We start from the raw sequence: 16,839 nt of genomic DNA on the forward strand, positions 1-16,839 counted from the left end.
GACGGGGCGGCCGCGCCCGGCCGGACACCGGCCGACGCTTCGGCTCCGGGACGGCGAACTCCGCCCGCTCCGGCGCCGGATGCCCTGCTCGTGGGTGGGATGAGCGTGCGGCCGGTCGGCCGCTGTTCCGCTTCCTGATGGCCCATCGGATCCCGATCGGCCCGATCGCCGTCCTCGTTTCCGGCGTTCGGGCCCCAGGGGAACGACCGAGCTTCTCCGAAGGAACCCTCGTATGCGCGCAATGGTGATTCGGGTGGGAACGGCGGTGATCGCCGGGACCCTGCTCCTGGCGGCGACCGCGTGCGGTCGCGACGAGGAGGCGCCGGCGCGCGAGTACGCGAGCACGGCCGCGCCCGAGGCGACGGCGGCGCCGTCCCGGACCGCGCCCGCAGGCTCCGCGCCGCCGACTGCCGGGCCGCCCGCCTCCGGCCCGCCGACCGCGAACTCCTCCCCCGGGGAGCCTCCGCCCGCACAACCCCCCGTCGACGAGTCGGCCGACCCGTCGAAGAACGGGAACGGAAACGGGACCGGCAACGGAACCGGCTCCGACCCGACCGCCCAATCCCGCCTCGATGCCGCCCTGTTGACCGCGGCGGAGATGCCGCCCGGTGCCTACGAGGCCGTCTCGAACGACCGCACCGAACTCCGGGAGACCGCGCGGGACGCCGCGTGCCGGCCGCTGATCGACCTGCTGCGCCCGGCCCAGGCCGCCCCCGCGCCCACCGCGTCCGCCCAGGCGTCGGTGTCCAGGGGCGAGCCGACACCGACCGGCTTCACCATCGTCGAGTTGTTCGCCTTCACCGACGCCGGCGCGGTGCGGAACCTGTTCGCCCAGGGCCGGAACGCGCTGAAATCCTGCGCGTCGATCACCTCCACCGACGCCGAGGGCGAGACGAGCACCAACGCGTACGCCGAGATCGCGCACGCCACCCTCGGCGACGAGTCGTTGGCGGTCGGGATGACCCCCGAGGCGGGCGGCGCACTGGGCCAGATCGTGGTCCGGATCGGCTCGACGGTCGTGGTGGTCAGCAACGCCGACCTGTCCGCGACCACACCCAAGCTTCCGGCCGACGACCTCGTGTCCCGCCAGATCGCCAAGCTCACGGCCGCCCCGCGCCTCTGACCCGGCCGGCGGCATCCGGCACCCGGTGGGCGCGCCCAAGCGTCGACCGGCGCCCACTCGACGCCCACCGACGCCCACCGACGCCCACCGGCACCCACCACCGCGTACGACACGCTCTCGACGCGGGCGCCGAGCACGGTCAGCTCGAGTCGCGGGCCCGCAACGTCATCCGCCACATGTCCAGATCACCCTGGATCGCCCCCTCGCCGACCGCGACGATGGCCGCCGCCACCGCGCTCATCGGCTTCAACTCCTCGAAGGCCACCGAGGTCAGCCGGGGCCGGACCATCTCGCACAGGCTCAGGTCGTCCGTCCCGACGATGGCGAGTTGCTCCGGGATCGCGACGCCCACGTCGGCCAACGCGCCCATGAGCAGCGCGGCGTATTCGTCGTTGTAGCCGTACACCCCGTCGGGGCGCCCCTCGGCCCGCCACTCCCCCGCGATCCGCGCGGCCTCGGCCGGATCCTCGGCCATCTCCACGACCCGCACCGTGCCACCCGCCGCCTCGGCCGCGGCCCGGAAGCCGTCGAGCCGTTCCAGGCCCATCGCGGCCAGGCCCGGCTCGCGCGGCACCACCACGGCGAGGTCACGCCGACCCCGTTCGATCAGATGCTCGGCGGCCCGGCTGCCCGCCGCCTCGTGATCGGCCTTCAAAGTGAGCGCGACCGGCGCGGGGCTGTGGCCCAGGGCCACCACGGCGATCCCGCGCGAGGTCAGGTATTCGACGCCGTCGGCCGACATCCGCTCCGGCAGGACCAGCACCACCGCCGGGTTCAGCGCGCCCCACGCCTTCGCCGCCTCGATGCCGTGCGCGGCGGGATTGCCGTGGATCACCAGGGTGTACCCCAAGGCGTGCAACTCGCGGGCGAGGCCGTCCAGGAAGCGCTGGATCAGTTGTCCGAACGGCACCACGTAGGTCGGCACGATCACCAGATCGGTCCGCCCGCGCCGCAGCGACCGCGCGTCCGAACGCGGCTCGTAACCCAGCCCGGCGGCGACCTCGCGGACCCGGCGCCGGGTCTCCTCGGGGATGCGGCTGTCCAGGACATCGTTCATCGCGTACGACACGGTCGCGCGCGAAACGCCTGCGGCGCGGGCCACATCGGCCCCGGTCGGGGGGCGTCTCGTTGTGCTCATGGGGCGATTGTCGCCCAGGTCGGGGCCGCACCGGGCATGTGGCCCGCCGCGCCGGTCCTCGTGTCGGCGTACTCGTCCCGATTGGCTGATTATGCGTCAGGAAGGCCCGGCCGCACCGCGACCGGGCCTTCCGAACCACTCGGCAAGACTCACCCCGACAACGATGACGAGGAGACTCACCCGACGAGCCTCACCCGACAACGATGACGAGGAGCCCCACCCGACGAGCCTCACCCGACAACGATGACGAGGAGCCCCACCCGACGAGCCTCACCCGACAACGATGACGAGGAGACTCACCGACGACACCCGACGAAGGTGACGAGGAACCTCACCCGATGAAGGTGATCCGGTCCGCCGCCGGCGGCGCCAGCGGCGCGCTCGCCGACGAGTGGGCCGCGAAGTAGGCCAGCAGCGCCTCCAGATCGGAGCCGCCGACCAGCTTGTTCGTACCGGTCTTGAAGGCGGCGAAGCCGTCGCCGCCACCGGCCAGGAACTCGTTCGCGCTGACCTTGTAGGTCGCGGCCGGGTCGATCGGCACGCCGTTGAGCTTGACGCTGCCCGCCACGATCTTGGCCGCGCCGGTCTGCGACCGGTCGGTCGTGTAGGTCAGACCCTTCGATATCTGCAACACCTTCGGGTTGGCCGCGTTGCCACCGGTGTACTGCTGCGCGAGCAGGTCGAGCACGGCCTGACCCTTGAGGTCCAGGGTCTGCATCATGTTGGTGAACGGCTGCACCGTGAACGCCTCGCCGTAGGTGACGACGCCGTCCCCTTCGCTGCCGGCCGCCGCGTATTGCAGGTCGGACCGGATCCCGCCCGGGTTCATGAACGCGATCTGCGCACCGCCCTTGTCGGCCGGCGCGGTCGCCTCCAACTGCGCGTCGGCGATCACGTCCCCGAGCGGCGACTCGGGCGTGGTCGCGCCGCGTCCGCGGATGTCGCCGGAGATGTAGCCGATCGAGCGGTTGGACACCGGGGCCGCGAGCTTCTGCCAGTCGGCCAGCAGTCGGGTCAGGTCCGGGGCCTTCGGGGTGTCCCGGCGCACGACCGTGTTCGTCGCCTTGACCGACGTGCGCACGATGTCGCGGGTGCGCTTGTCGTAGGTGGCGTCGATCTTCGTGTACACCTTGCCGAACGAGGACGCGCTGGTGACCATCCGCGGCTTCCCGGCCGGGTCCGGGATGCTGCACGAGTACGCCTGGTGCGTGTGGCCGGTGACGACCATGTCGATCGCCGGGTCCAGGCCCTTGGCGATGTCCACCACCGGGCCGGACAGGCCCAGGTTGCCGCCCGCGTTGCAGTCGTAGTTGTACGCGTTGTTCGCGGGCAGGCCGCCCTCGTGCAGCAGAACCACGATCGACTCGATGCCGATCAGCCGTAACCACGGCACGATGTTGTTCGCGGTCTGGATCTCGTCCTTGAACTTCAGGCCCTTGACGCCCTCGGCCGTGACGATGTCCGGCGTGCCCTCCAGGGTCATGCCGATGAAGCCGACCCGCGCGCCGCCCACGTTCTTGACGGTCACCGGGGCCAGGATCGGCAGGCCGGTGCGCTCGTCGAGCACGTTGGCCGCGAGGTACTGGAAGTCGGCGCCCTCGAACCTGCGGCCGGGGGTGTAGCAGCCCTCGGTGGGGTGGCAGCCGCCCCACTGCATGCGCTGGAGTTCCTTCCTGCCCTCGTCGAACTCGTGGTTGCCCACCGAGGCGACGTCGAGGCCGACCTTGTTCAGTGCCTCGATGGTCGGCTCGTCGTGGAACAGGCCCGACAGGAGCGGGCTCGCCCCGATCATGTCGCCGGCCGCGATGGTCAGCGAGTTGGGGTTCTTCGCCCGCTCCGCGCGCAGTTGGGTCGCGAGGTGCTCGATGCCGCCGGCCGGGATCGCGACGGGCTTGCCGTCGGGGCCGATCTCGGTGACGTTGCCCGCGGAACCCTGCGGTTCCTCCAGGTTGCCGTGCAGGTCGTTGAGCGCGAGGAATTGCAGTTCCGTCGTGCCGGAGGGCCGGCCCTGGCCGGCGCGTGCGTCGGCGGTCGCCGTACCGCCCATGGCGAGCAGGCTCGCGGCGACCAGGCCGGTGAGGGCGAGGCGACCGCGGCGTCGTCTGATCAAGAGCATGGGATCCCTTCGGATGGCGCGCGGTGGTGACGCGCGTAGAAACGGGGACTGAAGGTGTCACGAAGCCAGAGATTAGGGGCAGTTCCCCGACCGGCACGAGACCTCACGCGAAACCGTTTCGTGAAACCGCAATGAACTCGGGCGACCCCCGCGCGCACAGGGCATGATCAACCACCGTTTCCCACCCCCGGGCACTGGGCAGCCGTACGGCGTGGCACCTAAAAGGGAGGGATGTCCGCGATGCGCGTGGAATTCGCGACCGAACCGGGTCATCCGGGCAAACCGAACGAGGACTTCGTCGTCGCCGGGCCGACGACGCTGGTGCTGCTCGACGGTGTGACGTCGAGTTCGGACAACGGCTGCAAGCACGGTGTCCCGTGGTTCGTCGAGCGGTTGGGCACCGCCCTGTTCACGCACAGCGGCGGTCGGCCGGACCGGTCCCTGGCCGAGTGTCTGCACGACGCGATCGAGGACACCTCGGCACTGCACGCGGACGGCTGCGACCTGGCCCGGCCGGACGCGCCCGCCGCGACGGCGGTGGTGGCGCGCGTGGTCGAGGACCGCTTGGAGTACCTGGTGTTGTCCGATTCGACGCTGTTGATCGAGCGGGACGAGGACCTGACGGTGATCACCGACGATCGCCTGGACGTGGTCGGCGTGGCGGCTCGGCGGCGCCGGGACGCGCATGCGATCGGCACACCCGACTACCTGACGGCACATCAGGAGTACGCGGACACCCTGCGGGCGGCGCGGAACGTGGCCGGCGGCTACTGGGTCGCGGCGGCCGATCCGGAGGCGGCGGGCGAGGCGTTGACGGGCGGACTGGACCTGGGCGAGGTACGCGCGCTCGCCGTGTTGAGCGACGGGGCCAGCCGGCTGGTCGACCGGTTCGGGCTGAGCGACTGGGATCGACTGATGACCACGCTGCGGCACTTCGGGCCGGCCGAGCTGTTGGCGCGGGTCCGGGCCGCGGAGGCCTCCGACGCGGACGGCACGCGCTGGCCGCGCGGAAAGCCCTGCGACGACGCGACGGCGGTGTGGGCTCTGGTGTAGCCCGGCCGGCGAACGCGCCCCGAACGCCGTACGCCGGGCCGTCTCGCCCCGTACACCGGCCCGAACGCCGGACGAGCCCCGACGCCCCCGACCCCAGAACGGCTTCCGGCCCCGAACGCCGGGCGGGCCGTCGACGACCCGACCGGCGTTCGACGCGCCGCCGGACTATTTCGGCAGCACGCTCTCGATCGCGGCGATCAGGTTCGGGTCGTGCGGGTCGGTCTGCGGCCGGAACCGGCCCACGATCGCGCCGTCGGCGGAGAGCAGGAACTTCTCGAAGTTCCACTGCACGTCACCCGCGCCGCCCTCGGCGTCGGAGGCCGCCGCGAGCACGTCGTAGAGCGGGTGCCGGTCCGGTCCGTTGACGTCGATCTTCTCGGTCAGCGGGAACGTGACGCCGTAGGTCGTGGAGCAGAACTCGAGGATCTCCTCGGCGCTGCCCGGCTCCTGACCCATGAACTGGTTGCAGGGCACGCCCACGACGGTGAAGCCGCGCGCGCCCAGTTCCTTCTGGAGTTCCTCCAGGCCGGTGTACTGCGGTGTCAGGCCGCACTTGGACGCGACGTTGACGACCAGTGCGACCTTGCCCTCGGTGACACCGCCCAGGGTCGTACGCTTGCCCTCCAGCGTGGCGATGGGGGTATCGAGGATGCCCATGATCGTTGTCCTTCCTGCGTGGTGCCGCTCGCAGCGACGCGATCCGATGACGTGGAGCGCTCCGAGACGGCGCGAGTAAGACCTGAAGACTCGACGCTATCGAGCACAGCCGTAGGCTGCCCGACCGCGTCAGGCCGAATCACCGCGCCGTGTGGCGTACACATCCGCCAGTCCCGCGCGCCAGCCCACCGCGCACGGACCGGTGATCGCCGCTCGCTTGCCGGTGTCCTGTACCTGACCGCGCAGCGTGCCCGGTTGCTCGCGCACCACCACCTCGGCCGGCAGGCCGCTCAGATCCGCCATGTGCGCCGCCCAGTCCTGTACGCTCACCGGCTCGTCGCCGCCCCAGTTGACCACCGTCGCGGGGGTGGACGCCGCGTCCAGAAGGGCGGCCGTCTGGCTGTTGATGTCGTCCTGGTGGATCGGGCTGTACATGCACGGATCCCAGCGGGTGACGATCGCCTGCCCGGCCAGCACCGCGTCCAGATGCATCGTCGGCAGGCCGCCGCCCGGGCCGTAGGAGGCGTTCATCCGGGCGATCACCACCGGGAGGTCGAACGCGCGGGCGCAGTAGCGCGCCACCGCCTCCTCGGCGGTCTTGGAGACCGAGTAGGTGGGCGCGTGCGAGACGTTGGCGTCGCCGAGCGGGTCGGTCTCGCGGAAGACGTGCATCGGGTCGGGATGCGGCTTGAGCACCGACGCGGTGGACATCACCAGCGCCGCCTTGGCCCGTCGACAGTGCTGGAGCAGCAGCCCGGTGCCCTCCGCGTTGACCCGCAGCGCCTCGTCGTAGTCCGACCCGGGTCCCTGGAAGGTGGCCAGGTGCAGGACGTGGGTGAAGTCCTCGGGCAGGTCGCCGAAGTCGCCCGACCCCAGGTCGACGGCGCGCGTGGTCACGCCCAGCGCGTCCACCCGCTTGCGGTCCTCGGCGTTCGAGAAGCGGGCGATGCCCCATACCTCGTTGTCCCGGGCCAGGTACTCGGTCAGCGGGTAGGCGATCTGGCCCGCGGGACCGGTGATCAGGATCTTCTCGCCGGACAGCATGCGGCTCCTCGGGGGACTCGGGTACGCGTTCCGTAACGGATCCGGCTGCGATCCGTACGCGAAGTACGACGTCGAGCTTCGACGGTACATCTGACGTACCGTCATATCCGAGACGGAGCAGGGAGACCAGAGCGGTCGCACGTGTCCCCGGACACCCGCGCGGGTGTCCCCGAACACCCCGATGGCGCCCACCGCACGGGGGTGGCGGGGGCGCCAGGGGTATCGAGGATGGGCCTGCGGGCCCCGACGGCGGGCCTCGAACGCGCCGTCGGGGCGCGAACTCAGACCTCGATCTCCTCCTCGATACGCTTGAGGCTGTGTCGGGCCAGCGCGAGATTGGCGCGGTCCTTCATCAGCACGATGTAGAGGAACAGGCCCTTGCCGGCCCGGCCGGACAGCGGCCGGATCACGTGGTACTGCTTGCCGAGCGTGATCAGGATGTCCTCGATCTGGTCGCCGAGGTGCAACATCTCCATCGTGCGCATCTTCGCGCGCATCACGTCGGTGTTTCCGGCGGCGGCCACGTTCAGGTCGAGTTCCTTGCTGCCGCCGAGAATTCCGAGCGCCATTCCGCTCGTGTAGTCGACGAGGGCCACACCCACGGCGCCCTCGATCGTCATTGCTTCCTTGAGGGCCGTTTCCATATTGGCCATGATTGCCTCCGGGGCGATCGGCGGTGCGGCTTTCCGGTGGACTCCGACAGGCTCGTCCTCGGGCACGGCTGCGACACCCGGGGTCGGCGGCCCGACCGGGATCACCTCGATCGGGTCGGCGTCGACTGCTGCGTTGGGATCGGCCTCGATGGTTTCGATGACATCCGCCTCGGTCACAGGGGTCCGCTCGGTGTCGGACCCGGTCGGCAGGTCGCCTGATCTGCGCCGGGACGGCCTCGACCGCCGCGGGGGTTGTGCCATCTCCGCCCAGCTCCTCGCGATCGGGCTCCTCGACGTCGAAGCCCGGGCGGGTGAACTCCGCCGGCCCGCGTCCGCCTTGGCCCGCACCGGCACCGGATCGCCGCGGCCGAACACGGGCGTCACCGAGGGCGCCCGTGCGCCGATACTCACGACCTCCGTCGAATTCACGCCCCCGCCGCTCACGTCACGCGCCCCTTCCCCCTGTGTACGCCCGTTCTTTCCGTGCGCGCCCGTACTTTGCGCGTTGCCCGTATCTTGTGCGTCTGTCGCGGGTCCGGTAATTCGAGTTCGACTGCTTCGAACTCGATGTTCCGGACTCGCTGAACGGCAGCGTAGGAGCAGCTCGAAGAGCCTTGCGGGCAATATTCGATTAATTTCCGGAAACCCGACCCCGAGGCGGTCCGGGCGCTAAAATCCGCGACCTCGCACGAACGGCCGGCCGCCGGGGGCTGTCCTGGGAAGTGACTCGCCGGTAGCGTCGGCCGCGGTCCCCACGTCCCGGGTCCCGGACCTGGTCCGCGTCCGGCTCCCGGCACCGGACCCGGCACAAGGGCCAGGATCCGGATCCGGATCCGCAGTCCCGGCACCAGTCCGAGTCGAGTTCGAGGAGACGCACATGTCCGGCACCGATGCTCCGCAGGCCCAGGACGTGCAGGGCCGGCCGCCGACCCCGCCGCAGCCGGTGTCCCCGGCCGACCTGAGCTTCGCGCTGCCGCCCACGTTCGAGACCGTCGAACAGGAGCGCCGGCACCGCAAGGAGCGGTTGACCGCGGCGCTGCGGCTGTTCGGTCGGTTCGGCTTCGAGGAGGGGGTGGCCGGCCACATCACCGCGCGTGACCCGGAGCTCACCGATCACTTCTGGGTCAACCCGTTCGGGATGTCGTTCAAGCACATCACCGTGGACGACCTGATCCTGGTCAACCACGAGGGACAGGTCGTCGAGGGCCGATACCACGTCAACCAGGCCGCGTTCGCGATCCACTCGCAGATCCACGCGGCCCGCCCCGACGTGGTCGCGGCGGCGCACAGCCACTCCGTGCACGGGCGGGCGATCTCCGCGCTCGGCATCCGGCTCGAACCGATCACCCAGGACGTGTGCCCGTTCTACGAGGACCACGAGCTGTTCGACGACTACGCGGGCGTCGTACTCGACGCCGAGGAGGGCCGCCGCATCGCCAAGACGCTCGGCCCGCGGAAGGCGCTGATCCTGCGCAACCACGGCCTGCTCACGGTCGGGCAGTCGGTCGACGCGGCGGCATGGTGGTTCATCACCATGGAGCGCTCCTGCCAGGTGCAACTGCTCGCCCAGGCGGCCGGCGAACTCAAGCCGATCACACCGGAGAACGCGCGGCTGACCCGGGAACAACTGGGCAACGACACGGTCGCCTGGATCAACTACAAGCCGCTGTACGACGTGATCAGCCGCTCCGAGCCGGACCTGTTCGGCGCGGACGGCCCGATGACGACCTGATCGCCAGACGACGCGATCGCGGCGGTCGGCGCCGGATCCGGGCGATCCGGCCCCGACCGCGGCCCGGATCCGCCGACCGGGCGCAATCTCGGTGATATCCGGCCGCGTCGGGAGTCAAATCACCCGGTTGCGGAAAGTACAACAGCATGTACGAACGCAGCCTTCCGCGGCACTTCGCCCGCTCGGCGCGGCCCGCCCGCCCGCGCAGCCGGGTGTGGCCGCCCGAGGTCGCGAGCCCCGTCGACCCCTCGGTGTTGTGGCGCCGGGTCGGCCAGTTCGTGGTGGACGTGCTCGCGTCCGCGCTGTTGCCCGGCGCCGCGATGTTCCTGTTCGTCCTGTTGCCCACACATCCCGACGGCTCGATCCGCAGCGGCCCGCTGACCGCGGCGATCACCGTCGGTGTGCTGACGGTCGCGCTGGCGATCCTGTTCTGGTACTGGGTGTTGCGACCCGCCGAGCACGACGGGCGCACATGGGGCATGCAGATGTTCGGCATCCGGGTCGTGGACGTGTCCGGCGGGCGGGCGGGACGACGTCAGCTCGGGATCCGCTGGCTGCTGCTGTGCGTCGACGCGTTCGCGCTCGGCGCGGTCGGCCTGGCCGCGGTGCTCACCAGCGAGCGGCGCCAGCGGGTCGGCGACCGGGTCGCGGGCACCGTGGTGATCCGGGGCCGAGGACCCGGCCTGCACTGAGCACCGCGCGGCGCGGCTCGACGCCGCACCGAGCCACCGCCGCGCCGCCCCACATCGCGCCGCCCCACACCGCCCTGCGCCGCATCGCGCCGCGCCGTCCCGCACCAAGCCGCACCTGTCGACGATCACGCTCCGGAATGCGGCAATTGCTCGACCGCTCCGCCCGCATTGTGGTCTTGCGCACGGTTTGCAAAAGCCATCTTGTCGCCATGTCCATCCGACCACTAGTGTCGGCTCGCCGTGGTGCTCGGGAAGCCGGTTCGATGCCGGCGCGGCCCTCGCCACTGTGATCGGGAAGTTCTCCTCCACCCCGCGGAAACGTTGATTCGTCGCCGCGGGAAGCCACTGGGACCGCTCGCGCGGCCCCGGGAAGGCGGAGACGTGAACGTACGACCCGTCAGCCAGGAGACCGGCCACGGCGATCGTCCGTCCACGAGGTGTTGGAGAGGGACCCTTCCTCATGCATATCGCAGAGGGCTATCTGCCCTGGGAACACGCAGCCGCCTGGGGCGTCGCGTCGGCCCCGTTCGTCGTCCACGGCGCCCGCGCGCTCACCCGCGAGGTCCGCGACAAACCCGAGAACACCCTGCTGCTCGGCGCGTCCGGCGCGTTCTCGTTCGTACTGTCCGCGCTGAAGATCCCTTCCGTCACCGGAAGTTGCTCGCATCCCACCGGCACCGGCCTGGGCGCGATCCTGTTCCGGCCGCCGATCATGGCCGTACTGGGCACGATCACCCTGCTCTTCCAGGCGCTGCTGCTCGCGCACGGCGGGCTGACCACACTCGGCGCGAACGTGTTCTCCATGGCGATCGTCGGCCCGTGGGCCGGCTACGGCGCGTATCGGCTGGCCCGTTCGCTCCTGGACGGACGCGGCGGCACCACACCGCTGGATGTCGCGGTGTTCGTGGGCGCGTTCGTCGCGGACCTGAGCACGTACTGCGTCACCAGCGTGCAGTTGGCCCTGGCCTTCCCCGACCCGGACAGCGGATTCGCGGGCGCGTTGGCCAAGTTCGGCGGCATCTTCTCCCTCACCCAGATCCCGTTGGCGATCAGCGAGGGTCTGCTGACCGTCCTGGTCGTGCGCTTGCTGCGGCAGTCCAGCCGAGGCGATCTGGTCCGGCTCGGTGTGGTCACGGACGCGCGGATCGCGCGCGAGGAGGAGAAGTCCAAGTGAAGCGCTCCACGAAGATCAACCTGCTGATCGTGCTGGCCGTGGTGCTGCTCGCGGTGCTGCCCGTGGTGTTCGGCATGGGCGACCACAAGGACGAGCCGTTCACGGGCGCCGACACCCAGGCGGAGACCGCGATCACCGAGAACGACCCGGATTACGAGCCGTGGTTCAGCCCGCTGTACGAACCGCCGTCCGGAGAGATCGAGTCCGGCCTGTTCGCGTTGCAGGCCGCCCTCGGCGCGGGCGTGGTCGGCTACATGTTCGGGGTCAAGCGCACCCGCCGCCGGCTCGCGCCGGATGCATCGGACACGCCCGACGAACCGACCACCGCTTCGGCGCGTGCCGCCGAGGCGACACCGCCGGACCAGACACCGGCATCGGTCCCGGGCCACTGATCCCGTGCTGCCGATCGACGCGGCGGCGCACGCGAGTTCGTGGCGTCGCCGCCATCCGGCCGACAAAGCCGTGCTCTCCTTCGGGCTGCTCGGGTGCGCGGTGGCACTGCCGCCGTGGCCCGGCGCGGTCCTGGTCGCGGCGACCGTCCTGGTCGTCGCGTTCGGCTTCGCGCGCGTGCCCGCCCGGCGGTTGTGGCGGGCCGCCCGCGCGCCGCTCGGGTTCGCCGCCACCGGAGCGCTCGCCCTGCTCGTCACGATCGGCGCGGACGGCGTCGGCTGGGCCCCGGACGGGCCGCGCCACGCCGCCGAGTTGCTCGCCCGCTCCACCGCGGCGGCCCTGGCGATGCTGCTGTTCGCGTTCACGACACCGCTGTCGGACGTACTGCCGAGGCTGACCCGGGTGGGCGTGCCGGCCGCCGTGGTGGACGTGGCCGCGGTGATGTACCGCATGTTGTTCCTGCTCTACGACACGACCACGCGCATCAACCAGGCCCAGGCCGGCCGGCTCGGCCACCGCACCCGACGGGCCAGGTGGCGCTCGGTGGCCGGGCTCGGCTCGGCGGTCTTCGTGCACGCGTTCGCCCGCGCCCAGCGCCTGGAGGCGGGCCTGGCCGGGCGCGGCTACGACGGACGCCTGCGGGTGCTGGTGGACGAGGTACCCATCTCGCGGGCGTTCGTCGCGGGCTCCCTGTTCGTCGTGGCGGCGGTCGTCGCCGCCACCCTTCTCCTGGTATCGGTGGTGCCGTGATTCCGTTGCGGGTACGAGAGATCGGCTACGCCTACGAGGACGGGCCGGCCGTGTTGAGCGGGCTGTCCCTGTCCGTTCCGGCCGGGCGCGCGCTGGCCCTGCTCGGGCCGAACGGCAGCGGGAAGACCACGCTGCTGCGGTTGTTGACCGGCGGCCTGACACCGGACTCGGGGCGGGTCGAACTGCACGAGGTGCCGATTCGGCACGACCGCAAGGGGCTCACCGCGCTGCGGCGGGCCGTGCAGCTGGTCGTCCAGGATCCCGACGACCAGCTCTTCTCGGCGTCGGTGGTCCAGGACGTCTCGTTCGGGCCGCTCAACCTGGATCTGGACCCGGTCGAGGTGCGCTCGCGGGTGGCCGAGGCACTGGCCGCGCTCGGGATCACCGAACTGGCCGAGCGGCCCGTGCACCTGCTGTCCTTCGGCCAGCGCAAGCGGGTCGCCATCGCCGGCGCGATCGCGATGCGGCCCGAGGTGCTGGTGCTGGACGAGCCGACCGCGGGCCTGGATCCGGCCGGGCAGGAAGCGCTGCTGCACACCCTCGACCAACTGCGCGCGACCGGGACGACGGTGGTGATGGCCACCCACGACGTGGACCTCGCGCTGCGCTGGGCCGACGACGCGGCGGTCCTCGCACACGGACGCCTGCACACCGGTCCGGCGCACGAACTGCTCGCGGACACCGAGTTGCTGGCCGCCGCGAGCCTGCGGCCGACCTGGGCGCACGCGGCCGCGGCCGTACTGGCCGCACACGGGCTGGCCCCGGCGGGCACTCTGCCGCGCACGCCGGCCGAACTGGCGGCCCTGGCGGTACGTCCGGCCCCGACCACCGCGGAACCCGCTCTCTGAGCGCACCCCGGGCCGGCCTCAGCGCCGGCGCAGCAGCACCACCGCGCGGTCGTCGCCCACGTTGCGCCCGGCCGCCGCCACGATCCGGCGCGCCGCGTCGTGGAAGTCGTCCCGGACCAGCCGCTCGGCCTCGCCGAGGAAACGGTCGATGCCGGTGGCGATGTCCTCGCCGGGCATCTCCACCATGCCGTCGGTGAACAGCAGGAGTGCGTCGCCGGTGCCCAGCCGGCCCTTGACGCCCTCGAAGGTCGCGTCCTCGATCACCCCCAGGAGCGGGCCGACCGCCTCGATCACGTGCCAGCGCCCGGAGCCGGCGTTCCAGTGCACACCCGGCGGGTGGCCCGCCGAGATCAACTCGTACTCGCCCGACTCCAGGTCGAGCACGACGTGCACGGCCGTCGCGAAGCCCTCCGCCCACTCCTGGCGCAGCAGGTAGTCGTTCGCCGCCGGCAGGAAGCCGTGCGGGGGCAACGATCCGAGCAGCCCGCCGAACGCGCCGGACAACATCAACGCGCGCGTGCCCGCGGCCAGCCCCTTGCCCGAGACGTCGACCAGCACCACCTCGAGCACCCGCCCGCCGCCCGCGCCGCGGGAGGCGACCAGGAAGTCACCGGAGAACGACTGCCCACCGGCCGGTCGCAGCACCACCTCGGTGTGCCACTGCGGCGGCAGCACCGGCATCTCGCCCTGGGCCCGCAGCCGGTCCCGCAGGTCGAACAACATCGACTCGCCCCGCGTCCACTGCACGCCCAGGCGGGTCCGCATCCGGGCCATCAGCAGCACGATGCCCGCGATGGCCCCGACCACCACGATGGTGCCCGCGGTGACCTCGTCGGGGTCGTGCACCTGGTGCTGCGCGACCAGTACGCCGGCGGTCGCCGCGTACAGCAGGAGCAGACTGGGCATCCGCAGCACCAGCCCGCCGACCAGGATCGGCACCGCCGCCATCGTGGCCGGGAACCACGACGCGTTCACATCCGAGAGCAGGCCGCACACGGTGACCGCGGCCAGCAGTCCGGCCAGGGCGAACCCGTCGGAGGGGAAGACCCGATGCCGCAGCCAGGTCACGACGCGCCGGCCCGAGCGCGCGAGTGCCGCGCGCCTCCCGGTCCGGCTTGCCCGGTTTCCTCTGCTTGTCGGCGCGGCCACCCCGCGACACTACCGAACGGTCACCAATCGGAGGTTACGCCGACGGCTGACAGGTGGGACACCAGAACAGATTCCGGCCGACCAACTCGGCGGTCTTCACCGGGGTTTCACACACCAGACACGGCATGTCGGTGCGCCGGTAGACGTACACCTCGCCACCGTGGTCGTCCTTGCGCGGCTCGCGGCCCATCGCCTCGGGGGTGTGCTCGGGGCGCACGGTGTCGATCCGGCCCAGCCGCACGCCCTCGCGCATCAGCAGCACCAGGTCGGCCCACATCGCGTCCCAGGTCTCCGGCGCGAGCCGGTTGCCCGCCAGCCCGGGGTCGACGCCGAACCGGAACAGCACCTCGGCGCGGTAGACGTTGCCCACGCCCGCGAGCACGTTCTGCTCCATCAGCAGCGCGCCGATCGGCTTCGTGCTGCGTCGGATCCGCTGCCACGCCGCCGCCGGGTCCGCGTCCGCGCGCAGCGGGTCGGGGCCCAGCCGGGCGTGCACGGCGTCCTTCTCGGCCCGGTCCAGCAGTCGGCAGGCGGTGGGGCCGCGCAGATCCGCCCAGGCCGCGCCGCCCGGCACCTTCGCGGCCAGCCGCAGCCGGACCTGGCCGACCGGGTCGGGCAGCTTGTCGCCCTCGCCGAAGGAGAACTGTCCGTACAGGCCCAGATGCACGTGGATGTAGCGCTCGCCGGAGAACTCCAGGAACAGGTGCTTCCCGTGCGCGTCGGTGGCGACCAGGGGCTCCCCGTCGAGCAGCGCCGCGCTCTCCGCGAATCGGCCCTGCGGGCTGCTCAGGCGCAGCGGCAGCCCGCCGAAGCGCTCCTGGTGGGCGGTGGCGAGACGGTGGATGGTGTGGCCCTCGGGCACGCGGCCTCCAGTGCGGCGACGAATGCGGAGTGATGGATCCGGGCGATGGATCCGGATGAAGGATCCGGGGGGTGGAACCCGGTGATGGATGCGCGGTGGTGTGACGCCTCCACGCTACCGATCCGCACCGACATGGCGGCGCCCCCGACCGGACGGACCGATCGGGGGCGCCGGCGGAGCGGCCTCGGGCTACGGCAGGGTCGGCAGTTCGCCGGTGTTCTCGTACTTGGTGAGCATGTTGATCCGGCGGGTGTGCCGCTCGGCCTCGCTGTACGGGGTGTTCACGAAGACCTCGAGGAACTTCGTGGCCTCGTCGAGCGAGTGCATGCGCGCGCCCATCGAGATCACGTTCGCGTTGTTGTGCTCGCGGGCCAGCGACGCGGTCTCCTGGCTCCACACCAGGGCGCAGCGCACACCCTTGACCTTGTTCGCCGCGATCGCCTCGCCGTTGCCGGAGCCGCCGAGCACGACGCCGAGGCTGCCCGGGTCGGCGGCCACCCGCTCGCCGGCCCGCAGGCAGTACACGGGGTAGTCGTAGGAGTCGGCCTGTACGGCCGGGCCGCAGTCGACGGCCTCGTGGCCGTTGGCGTCGAGCCACGCGATGAGGTGCTGTTTGAGGTCGTAGCCGGCATGGTCGGAGCCGAGGTAAACGCGCATGGGCCGCAGTCTCTCAGGCTCGGTCCCGAACGTCCCATCAGGGCCGGTATCCACCGGGTGGCGTGTCCGGCGCGCCGCTCGGCCGAGGCGGCGCGGTGGGCGGCGGTCCGGCGGGCCGGATGGTGGTGGGCGCGTCGTACGGCGACTGCTGCGGGAGGCCGAAGGCGAGGTTGCCGGGGGCGCCGGGGGCGCCGTACGCGGTGGGTTGGCCGTACACGCTCATCGGCGGCGGCGGGTAGCCGACCGGGTTCGCCGCCCCGCGCGCCGCGACGTAGCCGGCCGCCGCGGCCAGGCCCACCAGCCAGCCGGTGAGCAGCCCGAAGTAGGCGCCGGCCTGGATCGTGGTCATCGCGTCCTGGAAGCCCGAGATGCCGCGCCGGCGCCCGGCCTCGTCGTGCACGATCGTGAACACGGTCAGCGAGTGCAGCGCGCCGCCGAGCACCAGCGAGAACCAGCCGAGCACGAACGCCATGAAGCCGCCGGCGCGCTCGCTCAGGCCGCGCGCGCCGAGCGCGAGCACCGCCGCGACCACCACGAACAGCACCGCGATGCCGACATAGCCCGCGGTGACGTCCTTGGTGGTGAAGCTGACCCGGAACTCGTCGCCGAGTTCGCCCTTGTCCGCGATCCACAGCGGATGGCCGACGATCCGCAGCAGCACCATGTACCACTTGCCGCTGTCGCTGCTCTCGCCCCACGACTCCTTGAACACCCACTGGTTGCCCAGCCCGGCCACGATCAGGAACGCGACGACGGTTCCGCTGACGGCGATGCGCTTGGTTGCCCCCGGTCTCATGGGAC

The 16,839-nt window shown here is 71.6% G+C and carries 17 protein-coding genes and 1 riboswitch; of the genes, 8 read left to right on the top strand and 9 right to left on the bottom strand.

What is annotated here, in order from left to right:
- Positions 1 to 232: 232 nt before the first annotated feature.
- Complete coding sequence (locus tag ACWCPW_RS28645; RefSeq protein WP_449764473.1) at positions 233 to 1,123, top strand: hypothetical protein; 891 nt, start codon at positions 233 to 235, stop codon at positions 1,121 to 1,123.
- A 139-nt stretch (positions 1,124 to 1,262) separates the two neighbouring features.
- Here the strand turns inward: ACWCPW_RS28645 and ACWCPW_RS28650 are convergent, their stop codons facing one another.
- Together ACWCPW_RS28650 and ACWCPW_RS28655 are read right to left on the bottom strand one after the other, a co-directional pair.
- Positions 1,263 to 2,261 carry a LacI family DNA-binding transcriptional regulator gene (locus ACWCPW_RS28650; RefSeq protein WP_449764474.1) on the bottom strand — a complete coding sequence of 333 codons (999 nt, stop codon included), beginning with the start codon at positions 2,259 to 2,261 and terminating at the stop codon, positions 1,263 to 1,265.
- A 331-nt stretch (positions 2,262 to 2,592) separates the two neighbouring features.
- Positions 2,593 to 4,377: a bifunctional metallophosphatase/5'-nucleotidase gene (locus ACWCPW_RS28655; RefSeq protein WP_449764475.1), complete on the bottom strand. Its 1,785-nt coding sequence runs from the start codon at positions 4,375 to 4,377 to the stop codon at positions 2,593 to 2,595.
- 240 nt (positions 4,378 to 4,617) lie between these two features.
- Here ACWCPW_RS28655 and ACWCPW_RS28660 point away from each other — a divergent pair, with 240 nt between their 5' ends.
- Positions 4,618 to 5,430 (top strand): protein phosphatase 2C domain-containing protein, encoded by an 813-nt coding sequence (locus tag ACWCPW_RS28660; protein WP_449764476.1) that lies wholly within the window; start codon positions 4,618 to 4,620, stop codon positions 5,428 to 5,430.
- 165 nt (positions 5,431 to 5,595) lie between these two features.
- On the opposite strand, the gene ACWCPW_RS28665 is transcribed toward ACWCPW_RS28660, so the two are convergent.
- The 3 genes from ACWCPW_RS28665 to ACWCPW_RS28675 form a co-directional block, all read right to left on the bottom strand.
- Positions 5,596 to 6,087 (bottom strand): glutathione peroxidase, encoded by a 492-nt coding sequence (locus ACWCPW_RS28665; protein WP_406296270.1) that lies wholly within the window; start codon positions 6,085 to 6,087, stop codon positions 5,596 to 5,598.
- A gap of 129 nt (positions 6,088 to 6,216) precedes the next feature.
- The gene (locus tag ACWCPW_RS28670; protein WP_449764477.1) at positions 6,217 to 7,131 is read right to left on the bottom strand and encodes an NAD-dependent epimerase/dehydratase family protein; all 915 of its coding nucleotides are present in this window, start codon (positions 7,129 to 7,131) and stop codon (positions 6,217 to 6,219) included.
- Positions 7,132 to 7,412: 281 nt separating this feature from the next.
- Entirely contained in the window at positions 7,413 to 7,784 is a 372-nt protein-coding gene (locus ACWCPW_RS28675) for a hypothetical protein (protein ID WP_449764554.1), read from the bottom strand.
- Between the two features lie 877 nt (positions 7,785 to 8,661).
- Here ACWCPW_RS28675 and ACWCPW_RS28680 point away from each other — a divergent pair.
- The 6 genes from ACWCPW_RS28680 to ACWCPW_RS28705 all read left to right on the top strand — a co-directional run bounded on the left by ACWCPW_RS28680 (position 8,662) and on the right by ACWCPW_RS28705 (position 13,370).
- Positions 8,662 to 9,516 carry a class II aldolase/adducin family protein gene (locus ACWCPW_RS28680; protein ID WP_449764478.1) on the top strand — a complete coding sequence of 285 codons (855 nt, stop codon included), beginning with the start codon at positions 8,662 to 8,664 and terminating at the stop codon, positions 9,514 to 9,516.
- Positions 9,517 to 9,662: 146 nt separating this feature from the next.
- Positions 9,663 to 10,208: an RDD family protein gene (locus ACWCPW_RS28685; RefSeq protein ID WP_449764479.1), complete on the top strand. Its 546-nt coding sequence runs from the start codon at positions 9,663 to 9,665 to the stop codon at positions 10,206 to 10,208.
- Between the two features lie 224 nt (positions 10,209 to 10,432).
- Positions 10,433 to 10,640: riboswitch (cobalamin riboswitch) on the top strand.
- A 28-nt stretch (positions 10,641 to 10,668) separates the two neighbouring features.
- Complete coding sequence (locus ACWCPW_RS28690; RefSeq protein WP_395862965.1) at positions 10,669 to 11,382, top strand: energy-coupling factor ABC transporter permease; 714 nt, start codon at positions 10,669 to 10,671, stop codon at positions 11,380 to 11,382.
- Positions 11,379 to 11,774, top strand: a complete 396-nt coding sequence (locus ACWCPW_RS28695; RefSeq protein WP_449764480.1) for an energy-coupling factor ABC transporter substrate-binding protein — start codon at positions 11,379 to 11,381, stop codon at positions 11,772 to 11,774. The genes ACWCPW_RS28690 and ACWCPW_RS28695 overlap by 4 nt, the downstream gene beginning before the upstream one ends.
- Before the next feature lie 4 nt (positions 11,775 to 11,778).
- On the top strand, positions 11,779 to 12,522 hold the full coding sequence (cbiQ, locus tag ACWCPW_RS28700; protein ID WP_449764481.1) for a cobalt ECF transporter T component CbiQ: 744 nt from the start codon (positions 11,779 to 11,781) through the stop codon (positions 12,520 to 12,522).
- Positions 12,519 to 13,370 carry an energy-coupling factor ABC transporter ATP-binding protein gene (locus ACWCPW_RS28705; RefSeq protein WP_449764482.1) on the top strand — a complete coding sequence of 284 codons (852 nt, stop codon included), beginning with the start codon at positions 12,519 to 12,521 and terminating at the stop codon, positions 13,368 to 13,370. Before cbiQ ends, ACWCPW_RS28705 begins: the two co-directional genes overlap by 4 nt.
- 18 nt (positions 13,371 to 13,388) lie before the next feature.
- On the opposite strand, the gene ACWCPW_RS28710 is transcribed toward ACWCPW_RS28705, so the two are convergent.
- The 4 genes from ACWCPW_RS28710 to ACWCPW_RS28725 all read right to left on the bottom strand — a co-directional run bounded on the left by ACWCPW_RS28710 (position 13,389) and on the right by ACWCPW_RS28725 (position 16,834).
- Positions 13,389 to 14,438, bottom strand: coding sequence for a PP2C family protein-serine/threonine phosphatase (locus ACWCPW_RS28710; protein ID WP_449764483.1), 1,050 nt, complete (start codon positions 14,436 to 14,438; stop codon positions 13,389 to 13,391).
- Positions 14,439 to 14,553: 115 nt separating this feature from the next.
- On the bottom strand, positions 14,554 to 15,381 hold the full coding sequence (locus tag ACWCPW_RS28715) for an Fpg/Nei family DNA glycosylase (protein WP_449764484.1): 828 nt from the start codon (positions 15,379 to 15,381) through the stop codon (positions 14,554 to 14,556).
- 189 nt (positions 15,382 to 15,570) lie between these two features.
- On the bottom strand, positions 15,571 to 16,038 hold the full coding sequence (locus ACWCPW_RS28720) for a ribose-5-phosphate isomerase (RefSeq protein ID WP_406296291.1): 468 nt from the start codon (positions 16,036 to 16,038) through the stop codon (positions 15,571 to 15,573).
- A gap of 37 nt (positions 16,039 to 16,075) precedes the next feature.
- Entirely contained in the window at positions 16,076 to 16,834 is a 759-nt protein-coding gene (locus tag ACWCPW_RS28725) for a hypothetical protein (RefSeq protein WP_449764485.1), read from the bottom strand.
- Between the last annotated feature and the right edge of the window lie 5 nt (positions 16,835 to 16,839).

The sequence above is a fragment of the Embleya sp. NPDC001921 genome (assembly GCF_053594475.1).